This window comes from Burkholderia humptydooensis (assembly GCF_001513745.1).
GTDB classification, from domain to species: Bacteria; Pseudomonadota; Gammaproteobacteria; order Burkholderiales; family Burkholderiaceae; genus Burkholderia; species Burkholderia humptydooensis.
Genome location: NZ_CP013380.1, coordinates 2,104,997 through 2,122,426 on the forward strand (window position 1 = coordinate 2,104,997; position 17,430 = coordinate 2,122,426).

A 17,430-nucleotide genomic window follows, 5' to 3' on the forward strand; every position below is an offset into this window, starting at 1 on the left:
TTTTGGAATTCAGGTGATCACCGGATCGATCTTATCAAGATTTATCGTAAAAATCTTGATGCATGAATGAAACGATTTTGATGGAATTTCCGCCTGCATTGTTGCGTCTGGAAACGGTTTCAGCCGGGGTCTGGCGGCAGGGTCGCTGGTCGATGACGATCGACGGCATCGCCGGCTGGTGTGTGGCCACGGCGGTGCCGCCTGGCGTATGCGTCGGCTGCCAGGTCGACGTCGCGCCCATCGACGGCCGCTGGCTCGAGCAGGCGTGTCTCTGGCTGATGTCGCTGCGCGGCGAGACAGACGATGCGCTGTGGCTCGACGCCGCGAACGCGCTGGTGTTCGTGCGCCGCCACGATATCGCGGCGGGCTCCGCCGCGCTGCGCGCAAGCCTCGAACAGCAGATCGCGATCGCGCGCTGGCTGGGCGCGCATCATGCGGCGCTCAAGGAAGCGCCGCGTGCGGCATGGAGACCGGCATGAAGCGGCGCGCCAGCCGTTTTCGCGCCGCGTCGCGCGCGCTTCTCGTCGGCTGCCTGCTCGCGCACGCCGCGCCGGCGCCGGCGAAAGCGATTCCGACTGCGGGAATCGCCCCGTTTTTCCTGAGCACGCGCGGCATGAAGTTGTCCGACGTGCTGCGCGACCTCGGCGCGAACTATCGCACGCCGGTGGTCGTCAGCCCGAAGATAGACGGATCGTTCATCGGATCCGTGGACGCCCGCACGCCGGAAGCGGCGCTTGACCGACTTGCGCGCCTCTATCAGCTCGCCTGGTACTACGACGGTCTCACCCTGTACGTGTATCGCGCGCAGGAGGTGTCGAGCGCGCTGATCACGCCGGACTATCTGGCGCCGTCGACCCTGATCGAGCAACTGCGCGCGGCGGGGCTGCTCGATAGCAGGCAATGCTTCTTGCAGGCGATTCCCGCATCGAACGCCATCGAGGCGCGGGGCGTGCCAATCTGCATCGAGCGCGTCACCCAGTTCGCGAAGCGGCTCGACGAGCAGACCATCCACCACGCGCAGAATCAGGAGTCGGTGAAGCTGTTTCCGCTGCAGTACGCGACCGCCACCGATTCCCGCTACGCCTATCGGTCGCAGCAGGTGGTCGTGCCGGGCGTGGTGTCGGTCCTGAAGGACATGGCGCAGGGGCGTGCGCTGCCCTTGAAGGACAACCAGGGGCAGCAGCCGGCGAGCGACCGCCTGCTGCCGATGTTCGCTGCCGATGCGCGCCAAAATGCCGTGATCGTGCGCGACAAAGAGACGAACATGAAGCTCTACGGCGACCTGATCGCGCAACTCGATCGCAAGCCGAAGCTCGTCGAGATCTCGGTCGCGATCATCGACGTCAACGCGCAGGATCTGAGCATGCTCGGGGTCGACTGGTCGGCGTCGGCGCGCATCGGCGGCGGCTCGGTGAGCTTCAATAGCGGCGGCGAACCGGATTCCGGCAGCTTCTCGACTGTGGTGTCGAACACCGGGCAGTTCATGGTCCGGCTGAGCGCGCTGGAGCAGAACGCGAAGGCGCAGATCCTGTCGCGACCTTCCGTCGTCACGCTCGACAACATGCAGGCGGTGCTGGATCGCAACATCACGTTCTATACGAAGGTCAGCGCCGAGCGTGTCGCGAAGCTCGAATCGATCTCGACCGGTTCGCTGCTGCGGGTCACGCCGCGCGTGATCGGCGATCCCGGCAAGCAGGAAATCATGTTGACGCTGATGGTTCAGGACGGCCGACAGACCGGTGCGCTCAGCAAGCAGGAGCCGCTGCCGCAGACGCTGAACTCGGAAATCGCCACGCATGCGCTGCTCAAGGAAGGGCAGGCGTTGTTGCTCGGCGGCTTCGTGCAGGACGAGCTGAGCGAGGGTGAACGGAAGATCCCGCTCCTGGGCGACATTCCGTTGCTCGGAAATCTGTTCAAGATGCGCCACAAGAACCAGCGCCACACGGTGCGGCTGTTCCTGATCAAGGCTGAACCCTGGCTGCAGGCATGACGACACGCAAGCTCAGATGGCTGAACGGCCCGCTCGCCGGGCACCCGTTCGTGCTGCCCGACGGGCCGCTGCGAATCGGCGGCGCCGACGCGGATCTCGCGATGGTGCTCGACGACGAGGCGAGCGCCGTGCTGAACGTGGGCGCGGACGGCGTGACGGTGTCGCCGGGCGTACCGGTGTGGGTCGCCGGGGCGCGCTGGGATGTCGCGATGCCGTTGCCGGAGCACGTGGTCGTGGATCTCGCGGGGCTGGCATTCATCGTGGGCGGCGCCGACGATCCGCTGCCGGCGGTGCAGGTCCCGCCGCGCCAAGCATCACGCGCGCGGGGACCGAATGGCGTGCATGCGGCCGGCGCGCTCGCGTGCGCCGGCCTGCTGGGCGCGCTCGCGTTGGCGCTGTGGCAGCCGGCCCCGGTGCGTGCGCCCGATCTCGACGCCTGGCTCGCCGCGCGACTGCGTGAGCCTGCGCTGCACGGCCTGCAGGCGAAGCGGGAGCCGGACGGTACGGTGGGATTGAGCGGATCGTGCGCGCGCAGCGAGGCAGTCGGGCAACTGCGCGGCGAGCTGCGCGCACGCGGCGTACATGTGCGCGATACCAGCCAGTGCGCGGATACGCTGCGCGGCAGCGTCAAGGACGTGCTGATGTTGAACGGCTACCGCGACATCGACGTGCGCAGCACGGATGCACCGGGGGCGGTCGAGATTCATGGCGCGATCGCGGCCGACGGCCACTGGCGGCGCACCGTCGCACAGCTGCAGGCGGTGCCCGGGCTGCGGAGCTGGCACGTGATCAACGATCGCGCGCAACAGTTCGAGCGCCTGCTGGACGCACTGTCGGAGGCTGATGTGCTCGACGGCATCGGCGTCTCGCTGGCCGGTCGGACGCTGATGGTGAGCGGTAAGCTTGACGCGGGCAAGACGGCCGCGCTGAATGCGGCCGTCGAGGCGTTCAATCAGGGCGGCGCGGATGGCTTCACGGCGATCTACGACGCGATTCCCGCCGTCGACGCCGCGCAGTCGCTGTTGCCCGCGCCGGTGGTGACGGTCGGCGGCCAGGCGCATTCGATCTATGTCGTGCTCGCGAACGGCATGCGCCTGCAGGTGGGCGGCGTGCTGCCGAACGGCTATGCGATCGTCCGCCTGAGCCGGCGCGCGATCAGCCTGCGCAACGGAGAACATCTGGTGTCGATCCCGTTCGATGTGTGAGACGACGAACTTTGAGGACAAGGCGATGGTGCGATTGACGCGTCTGGAAGACGAACTGGCGGCCGACACGTGCGGCGAACGGCGAGATGCGTGCCTTGCATCCCTGCGCGAGCCCGTGGCCGGAGCGCACGACCGGGCGGCGACGCCGGAACTGGACGAGGCGCGCCGCGCGGCGATCGAGGTGATCGAGCGACTGTGGGCGCGCTATCACAATCGGCCGTGATAGTGCGCGCGACGTGACGGTCGGCCCCGCGATGCGACGGCGCGCATGCGCCGCGCATCCGGCGAGACAAAGCTCCTCCGCGTCGATCGCCCGACCGCTGGCGGCACGGAGGCTGCCGGTCGGGACGCGCCCACGTGAGGTCGTGCGCGAAGGGCGGCGCGGGCCGCTGCAACGCCCATCGCGTATCGGCAGGCTGACGAATCTCAAGGCGATGGGTTGCATCGTGCGTTTCCGGTCCGGTTCATGTCGATGCGACGCATTCTGGCGAATCGATGCGCGGCGGCTTCGGAAAAACCGTCGTTTCTGTCGGAAGCGGTACGCGCTCACGTAACTGATAGAGACTGAAAAGATACAGAAGCGGAGTTGATTTGACGCAGCGACAATCGAGCCGGTACTTCATGGCTTATTACGATTGCGAGGTGAACGATGCGTACGATCCAGTCCAACCAGCCGCCGATTCAATTGCAGGCGCAGATCGAGAGCGGTGGGTTGAAGGAGATCACCCAGACGAACCAGACGGGTGAAACCACTGCGGTTTCGACGGCCAAGGGCATTACGTTGAATGCGGCGCAGCAGCTCGCGCTGACCAACGGCCGGCTGTTCGAGGCGGGCGTCAGCATGGCGGTGCTCGATCGTCCCGGCACGGTCGGCAAGGTGTTCGACACCTATGCGGCGCGCCTGGCCGACGTGCTGACGCCCGTGCTGACAGGCGGCGGCGCAGCCGCAAGCACGGTCCATTTCAACGGCAGCGAGAAGCCGCTCGTCGACGTGTTCAAGGACACGATGCTCACGCCGATGACGGATCCGAAGTCCGACCAGATCGGCCGCAAGACGACCGAGGGTGGCGACGGGGCAGCGTGGATCGTCGCGCAGTTGGGGACGCCGCTGATGTCGCCTTCGGGCGAGTACGCAGCCGGACAGGATTTCAAGAACCTGTTGACCAAGGTCAAGGCGGTGTGCGGTTTCGGCACGACCGTATGGCAACTGATGAACCAGCAGGACGCGACGAAACGCGCGCAGAACGAGGCCGTGCTGCGCGACGTGATGAAGCCGCTGGGCGAGGGCGTCGCGAGCCAGTTCGGCGCGCGCTTCGACGAGTTCAAGGAGGTGATGCGCACGCCGCTGTTCGATGACCCGATCAGCCGGATGCGCAGCGAACGCCAGCCGCTGGATGCGCAGGGCAAGCCGATTCCCGTCGGATATGAATCCGCGCATCTGCACGGGCTAGGTTTCGGCAATGTGGCGGTCACCGCCGCGGACGGCGATCGGCAGAAGGAGCTGGATCAACTGCTGGGCGCGAAGCCCAACGCGGCGGGTACCAAGGTCTACGCCAACATCAATGGTGCGGCCCGTGACGGCGCGCCGATCGAACCCGGTGCGAGCGGCTTGCCGGAGCGGCCTTTCATGATGGCGTCCGACGAGCTTCAGCTTGCGCTCGACAGCCCGCTGATGAATTCGTACCAGAACCTGCTGTTCAGCACCCAGGGCGGCGCCGACCAGACCTTCCACGAAGCGTTGGGCAGCCATGCGTTCCCCCACGGCACCGGCGTCAACCGCTGGCAGCCCACCGGCACCTTCGCGGTCGAATCCAACTTGCGCGGCTTGCCGTCCGCCGGCGCGCAGTCGGGCGGCACCTGCGACGCGCTACTGGCGCTCAATACGCTGAGCGACGGGCCGCTCTATGACCGCTTCGACATCGTCGAGCCCGCGACGCTCGGCATCGCTGCGTTCATGAACTTCGGCGGCTATCACACGTTCGCGGAAACAGTTCCGGTCGGCATGGCGATGGCGAACGGCGCCGACGAATTCAATCCCTCGTCCGGCACCGCTTTCCGGTCGACCGAACGGCTCGTGGAAAACGTGGCCCGGCAGCCCGCGTTGCAGCAGGCGATCGAGACGCCCGGCAATCCACTGACGCTGGACACGCTGCGCGCCGATTTCTTCGGCCCGGTCGGCACCGATCTCCAGCACGAGAACCTGTATCAGCGCGTCGCCGGCATGGCGGCGAACTATACAAACGCGACCGGGGACGTCCTGGCGATCCACGATGCGTACGAGCAGAATCACGGCGCGCTGTGCAATGCGCATCCGGAGCTGCGGCAGATCGGCACGGTCGGCATCCAGACGTCGCGGGTCGATCCCAATCGTCTGGCGTGACGTGCGCGTTTGCCGGCGCGCCGGGCGGCGCCGCGTTCGAATCGGCTTGCCGTTCACGTTGCGCCGTCCGGCCTCGACACACGAGTTTCATCCCCATCACGCATCGGAAGGAGCGCACACATGAGAGAAGTGTCCATGCAGGTCGGCGGGTTGCATCGCCCCGCCGTGGACGGAACCCCGACTGTCGACGCGCGTACCGCGCCGCAGGGTGTGCAGGTTGATCAGGCGTCGCGGCTGCAAGCCATGGTCGAGCGGGTGAAGAGCGAGACGGGTATCGTTCCGTCGCATCTGATCAAACTGCAGCAATCCGCCCAGGAACACCGATGCCTGATCGGCATCCGTCCCGTCGAACCGATCGCAACGAGCCTCATTGAAAGCGGTCATCCGACCAAGGGTTTTCACATCAAGGGCAAGAGCGCGAACTGGGGGCCGCAGGCCGCGTTCATTTGTGTCGACCAGCGGTGGAGCAAACTCGAAAACAACGCCGAGCGGGTCAAGAAATTCAACGGGCAAGTCGAAAGCTGCCTGCGCGACCAATATGCGAAGAAGGTTCCGCTCGCCGTATCGGGCGCGCGCCTCGATGAACTGCTAGGCATGGGGATGATCGACCGGATCAAGTACGACGCGCAGCGCAATCCGATCGCGTTCGAAGCCCGGGCGCCGAGCGGGAAGATCTATGCGTTCGAGGCGAAGCCGCACGCCACCGGCGATGGGATGCGCTACGCAATCACGCATGAGGGACGACCGATCGAGGTGCTGGCGCCGCCGAAGCCCGACGCCAAGCCGCTGACGGCCGACTACGACTTGCTCGTGATCGCGCCGCGGGTGGAGGATCTCGGGCCGCAGGACAACGTTCCCGTGCCGGATGTCGCGCATGCGGTTTTCAAGGCGCGCGTGGATCGATACGCCAACCCGGTTCCTGAACCGCTTCGAGCCGCCTATGATGATCCGGCGGCTTTCTACGCAAAGGAGGACAAGGAGATCGGCAATGCGTCACCGAGAATTCGCGCGATGATTCCGATCCTCAATCAGGCGCTGGTCGGCGACGGCGAGCCGGTGATCCATCACAATGCCGACGCGGCCAGCCCCGCGGCGGACCCGACGGCCAACTATCCCGCGACGTTCGCACTGCCGGAGCCGATCGGCCGCTTCGATGAAATCTGCATCGTGCACGATGCGGCCGAACTGGCGGAACTGATTGCCGCCGCCAAGACGCAGGGCTTCCACGTTCCCCTCAATCCGCTGTGGGAACCGGAAGTGACCAGCGTGCGCAGAGAAGCCTTTACCCAGGCGCGCGAGAGGGTGATGTCGAACCTCCTCGGCAACTGAGCCATTGTCGAGCGGGGCGCCCGGCATCTGCGTGCATGGGGCGCCGGGCGCCTTGCAGGCCAAACCCACGCGGGGCCCCATCGCGCAACAGGTATTCGAAGTTCGGTCAGTCCTGCGTGAGCCCCGCCGTGTCCATCTCACCCCTGCGCATCGCTCAACGCCTCCAGATGTTCACCGAACGCATCGAGGATCGTTGTGCGCTGATCGGCGTCGTCGAAGCAGTCGTCCGGCAGCAGCTTCACCAGTTCCATCATGCCTTTCGCGTGGCGATACCGCAGCGTGGCGTCGGGCATCATCCGCCGTGTCTGCGCATCGAGCCACGCGGCGCTGAGCCAGCTTTGCTCGACGATCTCGAGTAGCGCGGCGATCAGCGCATCGCCGTCGACGTCCGCTGCCCGCAGGCTGTCCGCGCAGCGCCCGCAATGGTCCTCGATGCCGAGGAATTGCAGGATCCGCTTCAGGTCGGTGATCACGGCAGCCAGCCGCACGTCCATCGCGGGACCTTCGGACGACAGCTCGAACGCGAGCGCGCGGATCAGCGTCTTGAGCTTGCGGCGCCGGTCGGGCAGCCGGCGAAACTCGTCGAACCATTGCGTCAGGCGGCGCTCGCGCGCGGTGGCCCGCTGGTAGATCTGACGCAATTGCGCGAGCCCCGCCTGGCCTGCGCGGCCGAACTCCAGATGCGCAAACAACTGCAACGTCCATTCGTCGCCGCTCAGCACGGCGGCAAGCTGCGCCTCGGCGCGTCGGCGGCGCGCGCCCGACAGCTTGCCTTCCTCCAGCATCGCGCCGAGCAGCAGCGCCATTTCACCGTCGTTCATGCCGGCCGCGCGCATGGCGTCGCCGACGTCCTCGAGTTCATCGATTCCCGGCATGCGCCGCCGCAGATCGTCGAGTTGCGCGGCCGAAACAGCGCCGATCTGCCGGATCAACTGCTGCAGCATCCCGCGCGTGCGCGGCCGGTCGGTCGAGCCGCCGGCCTGCGCGCGGCGCGTTTCGCGCAGCCGTGTGCCGACCACGAAGCCGATGTCCTCGAGCGTCTCGGCGAAGGACTCGGCGGACACGCCGGCAAGCTCGGGCGGCATGGTGTCGAAATCGTGCGGCAAGTCGGCGAGCGCCTCCTGGGCCAGATCGAGCGCGGAGCCGGCCGGGACGATTTCCCGCGCGATCGGCGTGGCGGACGGGCCGGCCGGCGTGACGGAGGGAGCGGGCCGGCCGGCCGCGGGGTCAATGCGGTTCATCATGGTTCGTGGGCGTCGGTGCGATGGCAGTTGAAGGGGAGGGCAGCAGGCGGGACAGCAGCAGATCGAGATGTCGACCGGGATCGAAGTGGACGATCGCGTACGGCGATGCGAGGCGAGCCTCGTGGGCGCTCAGCGCCGCATCGACTTCCACGCGCACGCGCGGCGCGTCCTCCAATGCGACGCGAATGCGTTCTGCGCTTGCCGCGCCGACCTGCAGCACGAGCGGCGCTGCGCCGTGGTCGGCTGCAATGCAGGCCCGCACCTGCGCCAGCAGCAGCTCGACGGTGTCGCGGTCGCGCAGATAGGGCTCCACGACGCTAGCGACCAGGACCCGCAGCCGGTCGTCGAGATGCATTGCGATCCGGGCTTCGAGGTCGGCCTCGTCGACCAGCCATTGGACCGTCTCGCCGATCAGGTCCTCGCGCGCGCGCGCCAGCTCGGCGGCGGCATCCGCCAGCCCTTGTCGATGGGCGTCCTCGCGGAGCTGGCGTGCGTCGCGTTCGGCGTCGGCAAGCGCGGCGCGCGCCTCGTCGAGCATGCGCGCGGCGTGCGCCTGCGCGCGCTCGACGATCGATGCCGCGTCGACATAAGCGGCCAGCGCCGCGGCAGGGATGAGTGACCCCGCGGGTGCGGGACCCGGAAGGTAGGTGATGGAGACGGGGAAACCGGTCATAGCAGGCGTCCCATCCTGACCAGCCAATCGGATGCCCGGCCTTGTTGGTTGTCGATCGGTGCGGCAGGCCACGGTGGCGATGACGGCAGCGGTGGCAGCACGGTACTCAGCAGTCGCGTGGCGAGGCATACGGCGGCGTCCGTGCGCCACCAGCGCGCGCCGGCATCGCGCAGCGCGTCGACGAGCCGGTCGGGCGCGAGGTCCGGCCCGCGAACGGGCCGATCACGGCACAGCGCGAGGAGCTGCGCGCAGCCTTGCTCGCCGAGTTGCGCCGCAAGCAGGGTCCGATACGGCTGGGCGAGCAGGTAGTCGGGGCGTCCGTGCGCGAGCAGGCCGAGCGCGACCACCAGCATATCGAGCCGTGGCTCAAGCGCAATCAGGGCCGCTTGGGACGCATCGAGCCGGGCCGGCAACGCCGCTCGCGGAAAACCGCGTCGCGCGACGATCAGTCGATCGATTGACGCGTGGCAGGCGGGATAAGCGTAGCCTTCCCGCCAGGCGTCGAGATCCAGTGCCGGCCACCAGTCGGGATGCATGTTGGCGCCGGGCCGCCACGCGAGCGCATGCAGGCGCGACACGGCCGGCGCAATCGCACCGATCGTCATGAGGATACGCCTCCTCGCAGCCGCATGCGTCGATACCAGCCGTAGCCGGCGCCCGCGAGCGCGGCGCAGACGGCCAGCGCGGCCAGCACGCCGGCCACGCGCAGCCGCGCCTCCTCGAAGCGCCCGACGACGCCCGATGCAGCGGCGCTGGGCTGCGCGTAGCGATAATCGGCCGCCTGCACGACGACGCTGACCCGCTCGGGGCTCAAATTCGGTACGCCGCTGACGACCAGACTGCGGATCTCCGGCACGCGCGCGGCGAAGTTGTACTCCGGGCTGTACTTGACGAAAACCGCGGCGGAAGGCGGCTCGGGATCGCGCCGGTCCTGCGCCGCGCCTTCGGCGACCGAGACCTGCGCGTTGATGACGCCGTCCATCGCGCGCAGCATCTTCTCGAGCTGCTGCTCCTTGAGGAACTGGATCTTCGCCTGCTCCTGCGCGGGCGACGTCACGAGCTGGCCGGACGGGAACATTTCCTCCATGGTCGCGAGCTTGCGCGCGGGCAGGCCGTTCTGCCGCAGCAGCTCAACCGCGTTGACGAATTGACCGGGCTCGACTCGGATCGTCACGTTGCCGTCCTTGATCACTTTCTTGTCCGCATCGATGTGGCGCAGCATCAGCAATGCGAGCATCTGGTTCGCCTCCGCCTCCGGCAGATTGCTGTACAGCTCCGTCTTGCAGCCGGCCAGCGCGCACGCGAGCAGGCCGACGCCGAGCCAGTGCGTCCTGCGTGCGCTCATTGCATGTTCACCAGCTTGTTGACGCCCTGCGAGACCGCGCCGGCCGTCTTGGCCATGAGGTCGACCTCGACGATCGAGCGCAGCATGGTCGATTGCGTCGCGAGCATCTCGAGCGGACTCGCGAGCATCGCCCCGGTGTCGCGCGCCGGCGCGAGCGCGCGGTCCACTTGCTGCGACACCTGCTGGAAGCGGTCGACGGCCTGTTGCTCGGGCGTTTGCGCATTCTGCCCGAACAGCGCGCGCGTGAAGGCGTTGATCTCGTCGGTGCCGGCGGGTTGTACGGTGGTCTGGGATTGCAGGGCCTGGACGGCGGATTGGGTAGCGCTGACTTCCATCAGAATTCCTTTGAATGGCAAGGTCGAGAAGTGCCGCGCGGGGCGGCGGGTGGTGCGAGCAGAGGGGCGAGCAACCGCGCGTGCTGCGCGCCTGCGCGTTCAAGTAGCCGCGCGGCCGACTCGCTTCGACCAAGTCCGATCAGCATCACGGCTTCGAGCGCGAGCCGATCGTGCGCATCGGGGATCAACGCGGACAGCGCCGCGTGGATCGCCCAGGCCTCGCGATGCAGCCCGTGATTGACGGCGGCGAGCCCGGCCTCGACGATCAGGCGGCGTGCGGCAGCGGACAGCGGAGTCATATCTTCTGGATGATGCCGGACAGCATGTCCTTGACCGCTTTGAGCACGGCGCTCTGATAGCCGACGAACACCGAGTACTGCTGAATCGCGAACTGGGCCTGCAGCATGCTGGCCGGGTTGTTGAGATCCGACGCAGACATCTTCGATTCGACGTCGTTGCCGACCTTGTCCACGAGCTGGGACAGTTGTTGATTGACCGCTTCGATATCCATGATGCGCAGAAGGTCAGGCCGCCGAGCGCTCGGGCTGCGTGGTCCGCAGCCGGTACTGGGTGGGATTGCAGAGGAAGTGCTTGCGGAAGCTGTCGGTGAAGTGCGCGTGGTTCGCGAAGCCGCATTCGAGCGCGATGTCGAGCACCCGCATCGAGGTGGCGGTGAGCAGATACCGCGCATGGCCGAGCCGGCGTTCCAGCAGCCAGCGCTTCGCGGGCATGCCGAACTTCTCGGTGAACAGGATGTTGAACTTGCGCAGCGGCAGGCCGAAGCCGTCCGCGAAGCGCGCGACGGTCCACGGTTGCAGCGCATTGGCCTCGACGAAGTCGACGAACGCCGTGTCGCCGGCCATCATGTGGTGCAGCAGCCGCGAGAAATACGCGCGGTCGACGCCCAGGCAATACAGGTACACGAAGCGCAGCAGAAGCGGCGGCGACGTGCGGCTCAGCAGGTCCACCATGCGGATCACTGCGACGGGTGCCTCGACGATCCGAAGCGGCTCGGGCCAGAAGCGCGCGCGCTGATCCGGATCGACCAGCTCGGCGATTTCCGAGAAAACCTGGCGGAAATGCGCCGGATAGAAATCGACTGTCTGGAAATCGGAATCGGCGCCGGCATCGCACAGCGCCGCGTCGGCTTGCGTCACGACGACGCAGTGATCGGGCACGTGGTGATTGGTCCCGGCGGTTCGAATCTGGCCGCCGTAGCAGCCGAACATCATTCGTACAACTTGCATCAGATCTCCGGCGAATACGTCGTGTCGTTGCGTTGCCTGCATGATCGCCGATCCGTTGCTGAAATCCCCTCAGGTCATCACCTGAAACCGCACGCCGCGGCGGCGCGAGAAAAACGCAACTACAGGCCGAATTCCGAAAAACGCCCTGAACGCCCGCGCCTACGATGTGGGTGTTGGCGCTGCGGTATCACGAACGCGGCGCCGGATGCCTCGACGCACGGACAACCGGTGCGGACGAGCGATCGGAACGAAGGCGGCGGGCGTCAGTCCGCGCAACCAGGAGAGCAACCACGATGAATTTCGCTATCGAACGTCAAGGGGCGCTGCCCGACGCGGGCCGGGTATCGGCGTCGCCGTCGGACAGCAGTCGCAACGTGACGAACCCGCATCCGATCGGCGACAGCATCGCGATGATGCTGGTGATCATGGATCTGTTGAGCCGGCAGACAAGCGCGAAGCTCGACGACATGCAGAAGAAGTCAAATATCTCGCGCGATGCGCAGGACATGGCGAACAAGGTGGAAGCCGCGCTCGCGAAGCTGATCAAGGCGGACGACAAGACGCCGTTGCCTGACGACGTGGTGGCATACCTGCGCGACAACAATATTCTCGTCAACGACATGACGATCGATGATTTCCTGGCCGCGCGCGCCGCGCCGGGCAACGACCCGGCAAAGTTCGCCGCAATGGTTGCCAAGCTGCAGCAGATGATCGCGCAGTCGGGCCCGGACGGGATGCAGTCGCGCGAATGGCAGGACGTCGTGAGCTACATGGATTCGGTGGGCATCAAGATCGACGGCAAGCGCGTGTGCGACTACATCTGGAGCCTGCCGGAGGTCGATTATCAATCGGGCAGGAAGATCAGTCTCGAGCACATGAAGACGATTCTGAACGCGCTCCAGAGTTCGACCGGCCTGGACAAGGCGGACCTGATGTCGGTGAAGGCGGCGCTTGAATCGGTGGCGGGCCGCGCATCAGATTTTGTCCAACAGAGTCAGCTCAAGATGCAACAACTGATGCAGAACTACAACACGGCGGTGCAGATGATCAACAGCCTGCAGAGCATGCTGGCCGAATCGACCAAGGGCATCGCCTCGGCGATCCGCTAAGCCGCGCCTGCCGCAAGCGCCGGCCGGCACCAACCTTATGACCATGACGCACTGTCGTCGAAGGAGGTATCGCATGAAAACCGTGGAGCAACTGAAAGATGCAATGGGCGACCTGCAGCGTCGCCGCTCGACCCTGCAACGGGAAATGACGGCGTTCGACGCGCTGCAGCGCGAGATCGTCAGCCTGCGCCAACGCTCGCAGGCGGAAGGCGAGGCGCGCCGCAAGCTCGAACGGCTGGACGCGCTGATGAAGAATGGCGGCCAGCACCTGATCGATGCGCTCGTCAAGCAGGCCGGGCAGGCCGAGCGCTGCATGCAGAAAATCGGCGAGGAGTTGCAGCAGTTGGCCGCGCCGGCCGAAGCCGCGCCGCGCCAGGTGCGGCAGGTCGCGAAGTTTCGTCGCGCATTCGTTTGAGTTGTTCCTGAATCAACATTTCATCCATCGAGGAAACGGTATGACCACCATCACCCATAACCCAGTTCAATTCCAGATGTCCCAGTCCGTGTCGGGCAGCGAAGCCGGCGGCCACAACGTGAAGAACTCGCATCCGATCGGCGACAGCATCGCGATGATGCTGGTGATCATGGATCTGCTGAGCCGGCAGACAAGCGCGAAGCTCGACGACATGCAGAAGAAGTCGAATATCTCGCGCGATGCGCAGGACATGGCGAACAAGGTGGAGGCGTCGCTCGCCAAACTTATCAAGGCGGAAGACAAGACGACGCTCGACGACAGTGTCATTCAGTATCTGCGTGAAAATAACATCCTCGTTAACGACAAGACGATCGATGAATTTCTCGCGGACAAAGAGGGTGGCAAGCTCGACAAGGCGGACCTGATGTCGGTGAAGGCGGCACTCGAATCGGTGGCAGGCCGTGCGTCGGACTTCGTGCAGCAGAGCCAGCTCAAGATGCAGCAACTGATGCAGAACTACAACACGGCGGTGCAGATGATCAACAGCCTGCAGAGCATGCTGGCCGAATCGACCAAGGGCATCGCTTCGGCGATTCGCTAAGACGCGTGGCGGCCGGCACCATCGCGCCGGCCGCAGGAGACCAATGCATGTCCGCACCATCATCCGCAGCCGGAGCACCGGACGACGCTCACGAAGTGCTGCAGCAGTTCTTCGCGTCGGGCGGCTCGATCAGGATGCTTGTCGACGTTGACAAGCAAGACATGGACACGATGTTCGTATTCGCTGGCCAGTTGTTCGATGCCGGAGACTGGGCAGCCGCGCGCAATGTCTATTTCATGCTGGCGCGCATCGATCACTGGAAGTTCGACTACTGGTTCTGGCTGGGGATCTGCTATCAGCGTCTTGGCCAGCACGATGAGGCGATATTCTGCCTGAGCCGCGCGGGGATGATCCACATCGACGATCCGCGCTCCTCGTACCATGCGGGAATCAGCTACCTTGTCGCAGGCAATCTCGACTATGCGCGCAAGGCGTTCAACGCCGCGCGCAACTGGTGCGGCGAGGTGCCGGACCATCGTGCGCTTAAGGCGGATATCGAACAACACTTGGCATTGTGCGATCAGGAGGGGTGAGATGACTGTTTCATTGAGCATGACTGGGCCACAAGGCAGCGTGCCGATCGCGTCACGCGAGCCGGCCGAACAGGCCGAGCGAGCGCGCGCCGCGACCCAGGCGATGCTGGGCGGCGTCTCGGTGATCGTCGACGACGTGCGCGCCCGGCTGCCCGACGCGACCGGCATCGCCTGCCGGGCGCTGGTGTCGCTGAAGGACGCCGCGCAGGCGCTCGGGCGGATCATCGACAAATTCGACAGCGCGACCGCGCCGGGTGCGAAGCACGGCGCGGCCGATTTGCGCGACTTCGGCAACGTGTCGATGGATTCGATGCTGCTCGCGACCACGCTACTGTCGTCCAAGGTGCTGGGCAATACGGCGGAGCTGAAGACCAAGGCCCTCAGCATCATGTCGGCGAAGCAGGATGAGGTGCGCCGGCAGGAAGTCCAGGAGTATCGCGAACAGATCGACAAGGCGATCGAGCAGCAGCAGAAGGCGAAGAAGGCAGGCATCTTCGGCGTGATCTTCGACTGGATCGTCGCGGCCGTCGAAGTGGTGTCGGGCGTCGCGAAGATCGTCGGTGGCGCGTTGACTGGCAACGTGACAACGGTCGCGGGCGGCGCCATGGACCTGATGGCCGGATTCGCGGGTGTGATCAAGGCGACGATGAACACGCTCGCGTTGATCGACAAGAACAATGCGGAAAAGTACCACGCGGTGGCCGACGTCGCCGCGAAGGTCCAGCTTGCGTTCGAGATTGCAGGCGCGGTGGTCGACATAACCAGTGCGGCGCGCAACATGTTGTTGACCAAGGCGATCCCGAAGGCGACCACCGCGGTCTTGCAGCAAGGCGCGGAGCAGGCGCTTGTATCGGCGATCAAGGCAGGCAGCAAGGATGCGATCAAGAGCACTGCCCAGGCGGTTGGAAAGGAAGTGGCCGCGCAGGTGTCGGACCAGATCCTGCAGGGCATAGGCAAGGCCGCGCTCGAAGCGTCGAAGAAGGCCGGCAAGGATGCCGCGCAGAAGGCCGTACAGCAGCTCGGCGTGAACCGGATGCTCGAGAGTTTCTCGCGCGAGGCGATCGAGAAGATGGTGGCGAAGAGCGTCGAGAAAGTGGCCAGCAAGGCGATCGAAGAGGGCATCGAAATGTCGGCGAAGGAATTGACCAAAGCGATCACCAGGCAGGTCAACAAGGAGGTGATGTCTGCTGCGCTGAGAGCATCGACTTCGGTTTTGCTGAATGCGACGCGGGCATCAGTCGGTGCGGCGCAACAGGTAACGGCGGGGGTGCTCGCTGTCGAGCGCGCGAAGCTGCAAAAGGAAATTGATCAACTGATTCTCGACCAGCAGTGGCTGCAGATGTGCTTCGAGTTCTATGCGCAGCAGAAAGAGGCGCAGACCAAGCAAGTCAAGGATCTGATTGAGAAATCGGGCGAGATCATTGCGGACGGCAGCAAGACATTGAAGCAGACGGCAACGGTGCAGGCGCAGATCGCCGCATCGATGGTCTGACTAACCGTAATCAAGCAGGAGGTCAACATGAGTGAAATCACGTCATCCAGTCGAGTACCGGTCAGCATGGACACGTTGGGGATCGACACGCTTGATGCGTATGGATCGGGTAACGGTGCGATTGCGACGATCAACGAGATCATCGCGCGGCTGCAGAAGATCGGTAGCGACATGCGCGATCTCGAACGGCAATTCAGCGAGACGATGCAGCGAATCGCGTTTGATCGGCAGGTGCTTGCGCTCGATACGAAGCGGCAAGCGATCGAGCACAACTTCAACGCGTCGATGGCGGCCGCGGTGACGCAGATCGTCGGCGGTACGGTGAGTGCGCTCGGCGCACTATCCGGCAGCCAGATTGCGACAAGTGCAACCGAGGGGCTGTCGAAAAGTGGCCAAGGGATCGCTGGCGTCGCGTCGGCGAATATGACTCGCGAAGCACAGGAGATCCAGTTGCAGGGCGATTTCGAGCACCAGGCGGCCGAGAACTTCAACAAGACGCTGGCAACGGCTGTCGATCGCGCCGCAGATGCATCGCGGCAGATGCGCGATGTGACACGCGACCTGGTGTCGCTGCACGACCGGATCGCTTCCGCGGTGCGCTTCTGATCGGGCGAAACGATGACGGAACAGACGGCAGACGGCGTGACGAACTTTCTGGTCGCGCATGGGATGCGCCCGGAGCCGGCCCATTTCGGACAAAGCAGCTTTCGGGTGGGCTGGCGCGTACGGGTGAACGACTTGGAGCTGGTCTATCGGCTAGACGGCGACAGCCTGATAATTTGCGATTTTGTCGCGGCCGAAGGAACGAATGGCGCGAGCGATGCCGTGGCCACCTTCATTCGCCTGATTCATCGAATCGAGCGGGGCAACGTGCCGTTGCGGGACGTGCGCGGCATGCTGTTCGAGACCGCGTCGAATCCGTCGATCAACGAGTTGCGCCGCCGGCTCGCCTCGGTACTCGAAGCGCAGGGTGCGTACTGGCGGAAGATCGACGGCGACTGGTGGCTGCACTATCCGGTCGCGGGATCTAGGCAATAGCCGACTGACCCTGCCTCGTTTTCACGTACAGCGGCGATCAAGCCGGCCTCGTAGTAGACGGGGGTGAGGAAGTCGATCGAGGTACGCAGGGCGCTGCTGATTGTATAGCCCTCGAGCCAATCGACGATATTCACGCTGGCGTGGGCATGCGTTTTGTCATGAGTCTGGTAGATTCTTTCAATTTTGAGCGTCTTGAAAAAAGCTCTCCATCGGAGCGTTAGCCCATGCGTTGGAACGGCGGCTTACTGAAACGTTTATATTGAACGCGACAAGGTGCTGTCACCGTACCGGCGAGAGCATATCAATCGACTCGGGGACTATCTGCTGGATCTGCAACGCCCCGTTCCACCACTCGATCCGACCATCGATTTCGCCTTCAAATCAGCAGCTTAATTCGAGATGTGGCGGATTTTTTGCGAATCCCGGCCAAGCCTCATCTCGTAACGGGTATCAGCAAGATTAGCGCTCATGCGCTGCAGTGCATAAGCGCTTAC

Annotated in this window: 21 protein-coding genes and 1 pseudogene; 13 read left to right on the top strand and 9 right to left on the bottom strand. The window is 65.0% G+C overall.

Annotated features, from left to right (window positions below; translation table 11 throughout):
- Positions 1-80 precede the first annotated feature (80 nt).
- From AQ610_RS09525 to AQ610_RS09550, 6 genes are all read left to right on the top strand, one after another.
- Positions 81-479 (top strand): hypothetical protein, encoded by a 399-nt coding sequence (locus AQ610_RS09525; RefSeq protein ID WP_230479218.1) that lies wholly within the window; start codon positions 81-83, stop codon positions 477-479.
- Positions 476-1,990 (top strand): EscC/YscC/HrcC family type III secretion system outer membrane ring protein, encoded by a 1,515-nt coding sequence (locus AQ610_RS09530; protein WP_045554899.1) that lies wholly within the window; start codon positions 476-478, stop codon positions 1,988-1,990. The genes AQ610_RS09525 and AQ610_RS09530 overlap by 4 nt, the downstream gene beginning before the upstream one ends.
- The gene (gene sctD, locus AQ610_RS09535) at positions 1,987-3,195 is read left to right on the top strand and encodes a type III secretion system inner membrane ring subunit SctD (protein ID WP_006026777.1); all 1,209 of its coding nucleotides are present in this window, start codon (positions 1,987-1,989) and stop codon (positions 3,193-3,195) included. Before AQ610_RS09530 ends, sctD begins: the two co-directional genes overlap by 4 nt.
- On the top strand, positions 3,188-3,418 hold the full coding sequence (locus tag AQ610_RS09540; RefSeq protein WP_006026776.1) for a hypothetical protein: 231 nt from the start codon (positions 3,188-3,190) through the stop codon (positions 3,416-3,418). The genes sctD and AQ610_RS09540 overlap by 8 nt, the downstream gene beginning before the upstream one ends.
- Positions 3,419-3,844: 426 nt before the next feature.
- Positions 3,845-5,575 carry a hypothetical protein gene (locus tag AQ610_RS09545; RefSeq protein WP_006026775.1) on the top strand — a complete coding sequence of 577 codons (1,731 nt, stop codon included), beginning with the start codon at positions 3,845-3,847 and terminating at the stop codon, positions 5,573-5,575.
- Positions 5,576-5,695: 120 nt separating this feature from the next.
- A complete protein-coding gene (locus tag AQ610_RS09550; RefSeq protein WP_231748903.1) occupies positions 5,696-6,904 on the top strand; it encodes an anthrax toxin-like adenylyl cyclase domain-containing protein in 1,209 nt (402 codons plus the stop codon).
- A 137-nt stretch (positions 6,905-7,041) separates the two neighbouring features.
- Here the strand turns inward: AQ610_RS09550 and sctW are convergent, their stop codons facing one another.
- The 8 genes from sctW to AQ610_RS09590 are packed head-to-tail and all read right to left on the bottom strand — an operon-like array spanning position 7,042 to position 11,748.
- Entirely contained in the window at positions 7,042-8,145 is a 1,104-nt protein-coding gene (sctW, locus tag AQ610_RS09555) for a type III secretion system gatekeeper subunit SctW (RefSeq protein ID WP_006026773.1), read from the bottom strand.
- Positions 8,132-8,821 carry a hypothetical protein gene (locus AQ610_RS33125; protein WP_006026772.1) on the bottom strand — a complete coding sequence of 230 codons (690 nt, stop codon included), beginning with the start codon at positions 8,819-8,821 and terminating at the stop codon, positions 8,132-8,134. Before AQ610_RS33125 ends, sctW begins: the two co-directional genes overlap by 14 nt.
- Complete coding sequence (locus AQ610_RS09565) at positions 8,818-9,426, bottom strand: type III secretion system domain-containing protein (protein ID WP_006026771.1); 609 nt, start codon at positions 9,424-9,426, stop codon at positions 8,818-8,820. The genes AQ610_RS33125 and AQ610_RS09565 overlap by 4 nt, the downstream gene beginning before the upstream one ends.
- A complete protein-coding gene (gene sctJ / locus AQ610_RS09570; RefSeq protein ID WP_006026770.1) occupies positions 9,423-10,166 on the bottom strand; it encodes a type III secretion system inner membrane ring lipoprotein SctJ in 744 nt (247 codons plus the stop codon). The genes AQ610_RS09565 and sctJ overlap by 4 nt, the downstream gene beginning before the upstream one ends.
- A complete protein-coding gene (sctI, locus tag AQ610_RS09575) occupies positions 10,163-10,501 on the bottom strand; it encodes a type III secretion system inner rod subunit SctI (protein WP_006026769.1) in 339 nt (112 codons plus the stop codon). Before sctI ends, sctJ begins: the two co-directional genes overlap by 4 nt.
- Entirely contained in the window at positions 10,501-10,800 is a 300-nt protein-coding gene (locus AQ610_RS09580) for an EscG/YscG/SsaH family type III secretion system needle protein co-chaperone (protein ID WP_006026768.1), read from the bottom strand. Before AQ610_RS09580 ends, sctI begins: the two co-directional genes overlap by 1 nt.
- Positions 10,797-11,012 (bottom strand): type III secretion system needle filament subunit SctF, encoded by a 216-nt coding sequence (gene sctF / locus AQ610_RS09585; RefSeq protein ID WP_006026767.1) that lies wholly within the window; start codon positions 11,010-11,012, stop codon positions 10,797-10,799. The genes AQ610_RS09580 and sctF overlap by 4 nt, the downstream gene beginning before the upstream one ends.
- Positions 11,013-11,025: 13 nt before the next feature.
- Positions 11,026-11,748, bottom strand: a complete 723-nt coding sequence (locus tag AQ610_RS09590) for a helix-turn-helix transcriptional regulator (RefSeq protein WP_006026766.1) — start codon at positions 11,746-11,748, stop codon at positions 11,026-11,028.
- A gap of 173 nt (positions 11,749-11,921) precedes the next feature.
- On the opposite strand from AQ610_RS09590, the gene AQ610_RS09595 reads away from it, so the two are divergent.
- The 7 genes from AQ610_RS09595 (at position 11,922) to sseE (ending at position 16,936) form a co-directional block, all read left to right on the top strand.
- Positions 11,922-12,857: a secretion protein EspA gene (locus tag AQ610_RS09595; RefSeq protein WP_231748904.1), complete on the top strand. Its 936-nt coding sequence runs from the start codon at positions 11,922-11,924 to the stop codon at positions 12,855-12,857.
- Between the two features lie 37 nt (positions 12,858-12,894).
- Positions 12,895-13,272: a hypothetical protein gene (locus AQ610_RS09600; protein ID WP_231748905.1), complete on the top strand. Its 378-nt coding sequence runs from the start codon at positions 12,895-12,897 to the stop codon at positions 13,270-13,272.
- A gap of 40 nt (positions 13,273-13,312) precedes the next feature.
- On the top strand, positions 13,313-13,873 hold the full coding sequence (gene sseB / locus AQ610_RS09605; RefSeq protein ID WP_015600588.1) for a type III secretion system translocon protein SseB: 561 nt from the start codon (positions 13,313-13,315) through the stop codon (positions 13,871-13,873).
- A gap of 47 nt (positions 13,874-13,920) precedes the next feature.
- Positions 13,921-14,406, top strand: a complete 486-nt coding sequence (locus AQ610_RS09610) for a SycD/LcrH family type III secretion system chaperone (protein WP_045554901.1) — start codon at positions 13,921-13,923, stop codon at positions 14,404-14,406.
- 103 nt (positions 14,407-14,509) lie between these two features.
- Positions 14,510-15,898: a type III secretion system translocon subunit SseC family protein gene (gene sctE / locus AQ610_RS09615; protein WP_231748906.1), complete on the top strand. Its 1,389-nt coding sequence runs from the start codon at positions 14,510-14,512 to the stop codon at positions 15,896-15,898.
- A 27-nt stretch (positions 15,899-15,925) separates the two neighbouring features.
- Entirely contained in the window at positions 15,926-16,504 is a 579-nt protein-coding gene (gene sseD, locus AQ610_RS09620; RefSeq protein ID WP_015602295.1) for a type III secretion system translocon protein SseD, read from the top strand.
- 12 nt (positions 16,505-16,516) lie between these two features.
- On the top strand, positions 16,517-16,936 hold the full coding sequence (sseE, locus tag AQ610_RS09625) for a type III secretion system effector protein SseE (RefSeq protein WP_009917250.1): 420 nt from the start codon (positions 16,517-16,519) through the stop codon (positions 16,934-16,936).
- Here the strand turns inward: sseE and AQ610_RS33130 are convergent.
- Positions 16,909-17,203 (bottom strand): annotated as a pseudogene (locus AQ610_RS33130) (integrase core domain-containing protein); the annotation flags it as partial. The gene sseE and the pseudogene AQ610_RS33130 sit on opposite strands and share 28 nt — an antisense overlap.
- Positions 17,204-17,430 lie beyond the last annotated feature (227 nt).

Coding starts and splice junctions, on each gene's coding strand:
- AQ610_RS33125 (WP_006026772.1), bottom strand. CDS start 8,821: ATGACCGGTTTCCCCGTCTCCATCACCTACCTTCCGGGTCCCGCACCC.
- AQ610_RS09545 (WP_006026775.1), top strand. CDS start 3,845: ATGCGTACGATCCAGTCCAACCAGCCGCCGATTCAATTGCAGGCGCAG.
- sctW (WP_006026773.1), bottom strand. CDS start 8,145: ATGAACCGCATTGACCCCGCGGCCGGCCGGCCCGCTCCCTCCGTCACG.
- AQ610_RS09550 (WP_231748903.1), top strand. CDS start 5,696: ATGAGAGAAGTGTCCATGCAGGTCGGCGGGTTGCATCGCCCCGCCGTG.
- AQ610_RS09530 (WP_045554899.1), top strand. CDS start 476: ATGAAGCGGCGCGCCAGCCGTTTTCGCGCCGCGTCGCGCGCGCTTCTC.
- AQ610_RS09590 (WP_006026766.1), bottom strand. CDS start 11,748: ATGCAAGTTGTACGAATGATGTTCGGCTGCTACGGCGGCCAGATTCGA.
- sctJ (WP_006026770.1), bottom strand. CDS start 10,166: ATGAGCGCACGCAGGACGCACTGGCTCGGCGTCGGCCTGCTCGCGTGC.
- sseE (WP_009917250.1), top strand. CDS start 16,517: ATGACGGAACAGACGGCAGACGGCGTGACGAACTTTCTGGTCGCGCAT.
- sctE (WP_231748906.1), top strand. CDS start 14,510: ATGCTGGGCGGCGTCTCGGTGATCGTCGACGACGTGCGCGCCCGGCTG.
- AQ610_RS09580 (WP_006026768.1), bottom strand. CDS start 10,800: ATGACTCCGCTGTCCGCTGCCGCACGCCGCCTGATCGTCGAGGCCGGG.
- AQ610_RS09565 (WP_006026771.1), bottom strand. CDS start 9,426: ATGACGATCGGTGCGATTGCGCCGGCCGTGTCGCGCCTGCATGCGCTC.
- sctF (WP_006026767.1), bottom strand. CDS start 11,012: ATGGATATCGAAGCGGTCAATCAACAACTGTCCCAGCTCGTGGACAAG.
- AQ610_RS09610 (WP_045554901.1), top strand. CDS start 13,921: ATGTCCGCACCATCATCCGCAGCCGGAGCACCGGACGACGCTCACGAA.
- AQ610_RS09525 (WP_230479218.1), top strand. CDS start 81: ATGGAATTTCCGCCTGCATTGTTGCGTCTGGAAACGGTTTCAGCCGGG.
- sctI (WP_006026769.1), bottom strand. CDS start 10,501: ATGGAAGTCAGCGCTACCCAATCCGCCGTCCAGGCCCTGCAATCCCAG.
- AQ610_RS09600 (WP_231748905.1), top strand. CDS start 12,895: ATGACCATGACGCACTGTCGTCGAAGGAGGTATCGCATGAAAACCGTG.
- sseD (WP_015602295.1), top strand. CDS start 15,926: ATGAGTGAAATCACGTCATCCAGTCGAGTACCGGTCAGCATGGACACG.
- sctD (WP_006026777.1), top strand. CDS start 1,987: ATGACGACACGCAAGCTCAGATGGCTGAACGGCCCGCTCGCCGGGCAC.
- AQ610_RS09540 (WP_006026776.1), top strand. CDS start 3,188: ATGTGTGAGACGACGAACTTTGAGGACAAGGCGATGGTGCGATTGACG.
- sseB (WP_015600588.1), top strand. CDS start 13,313: ATGACCACCATCACCCATAACCCAGTTCAATTCCAGATGTCCCAGTCC.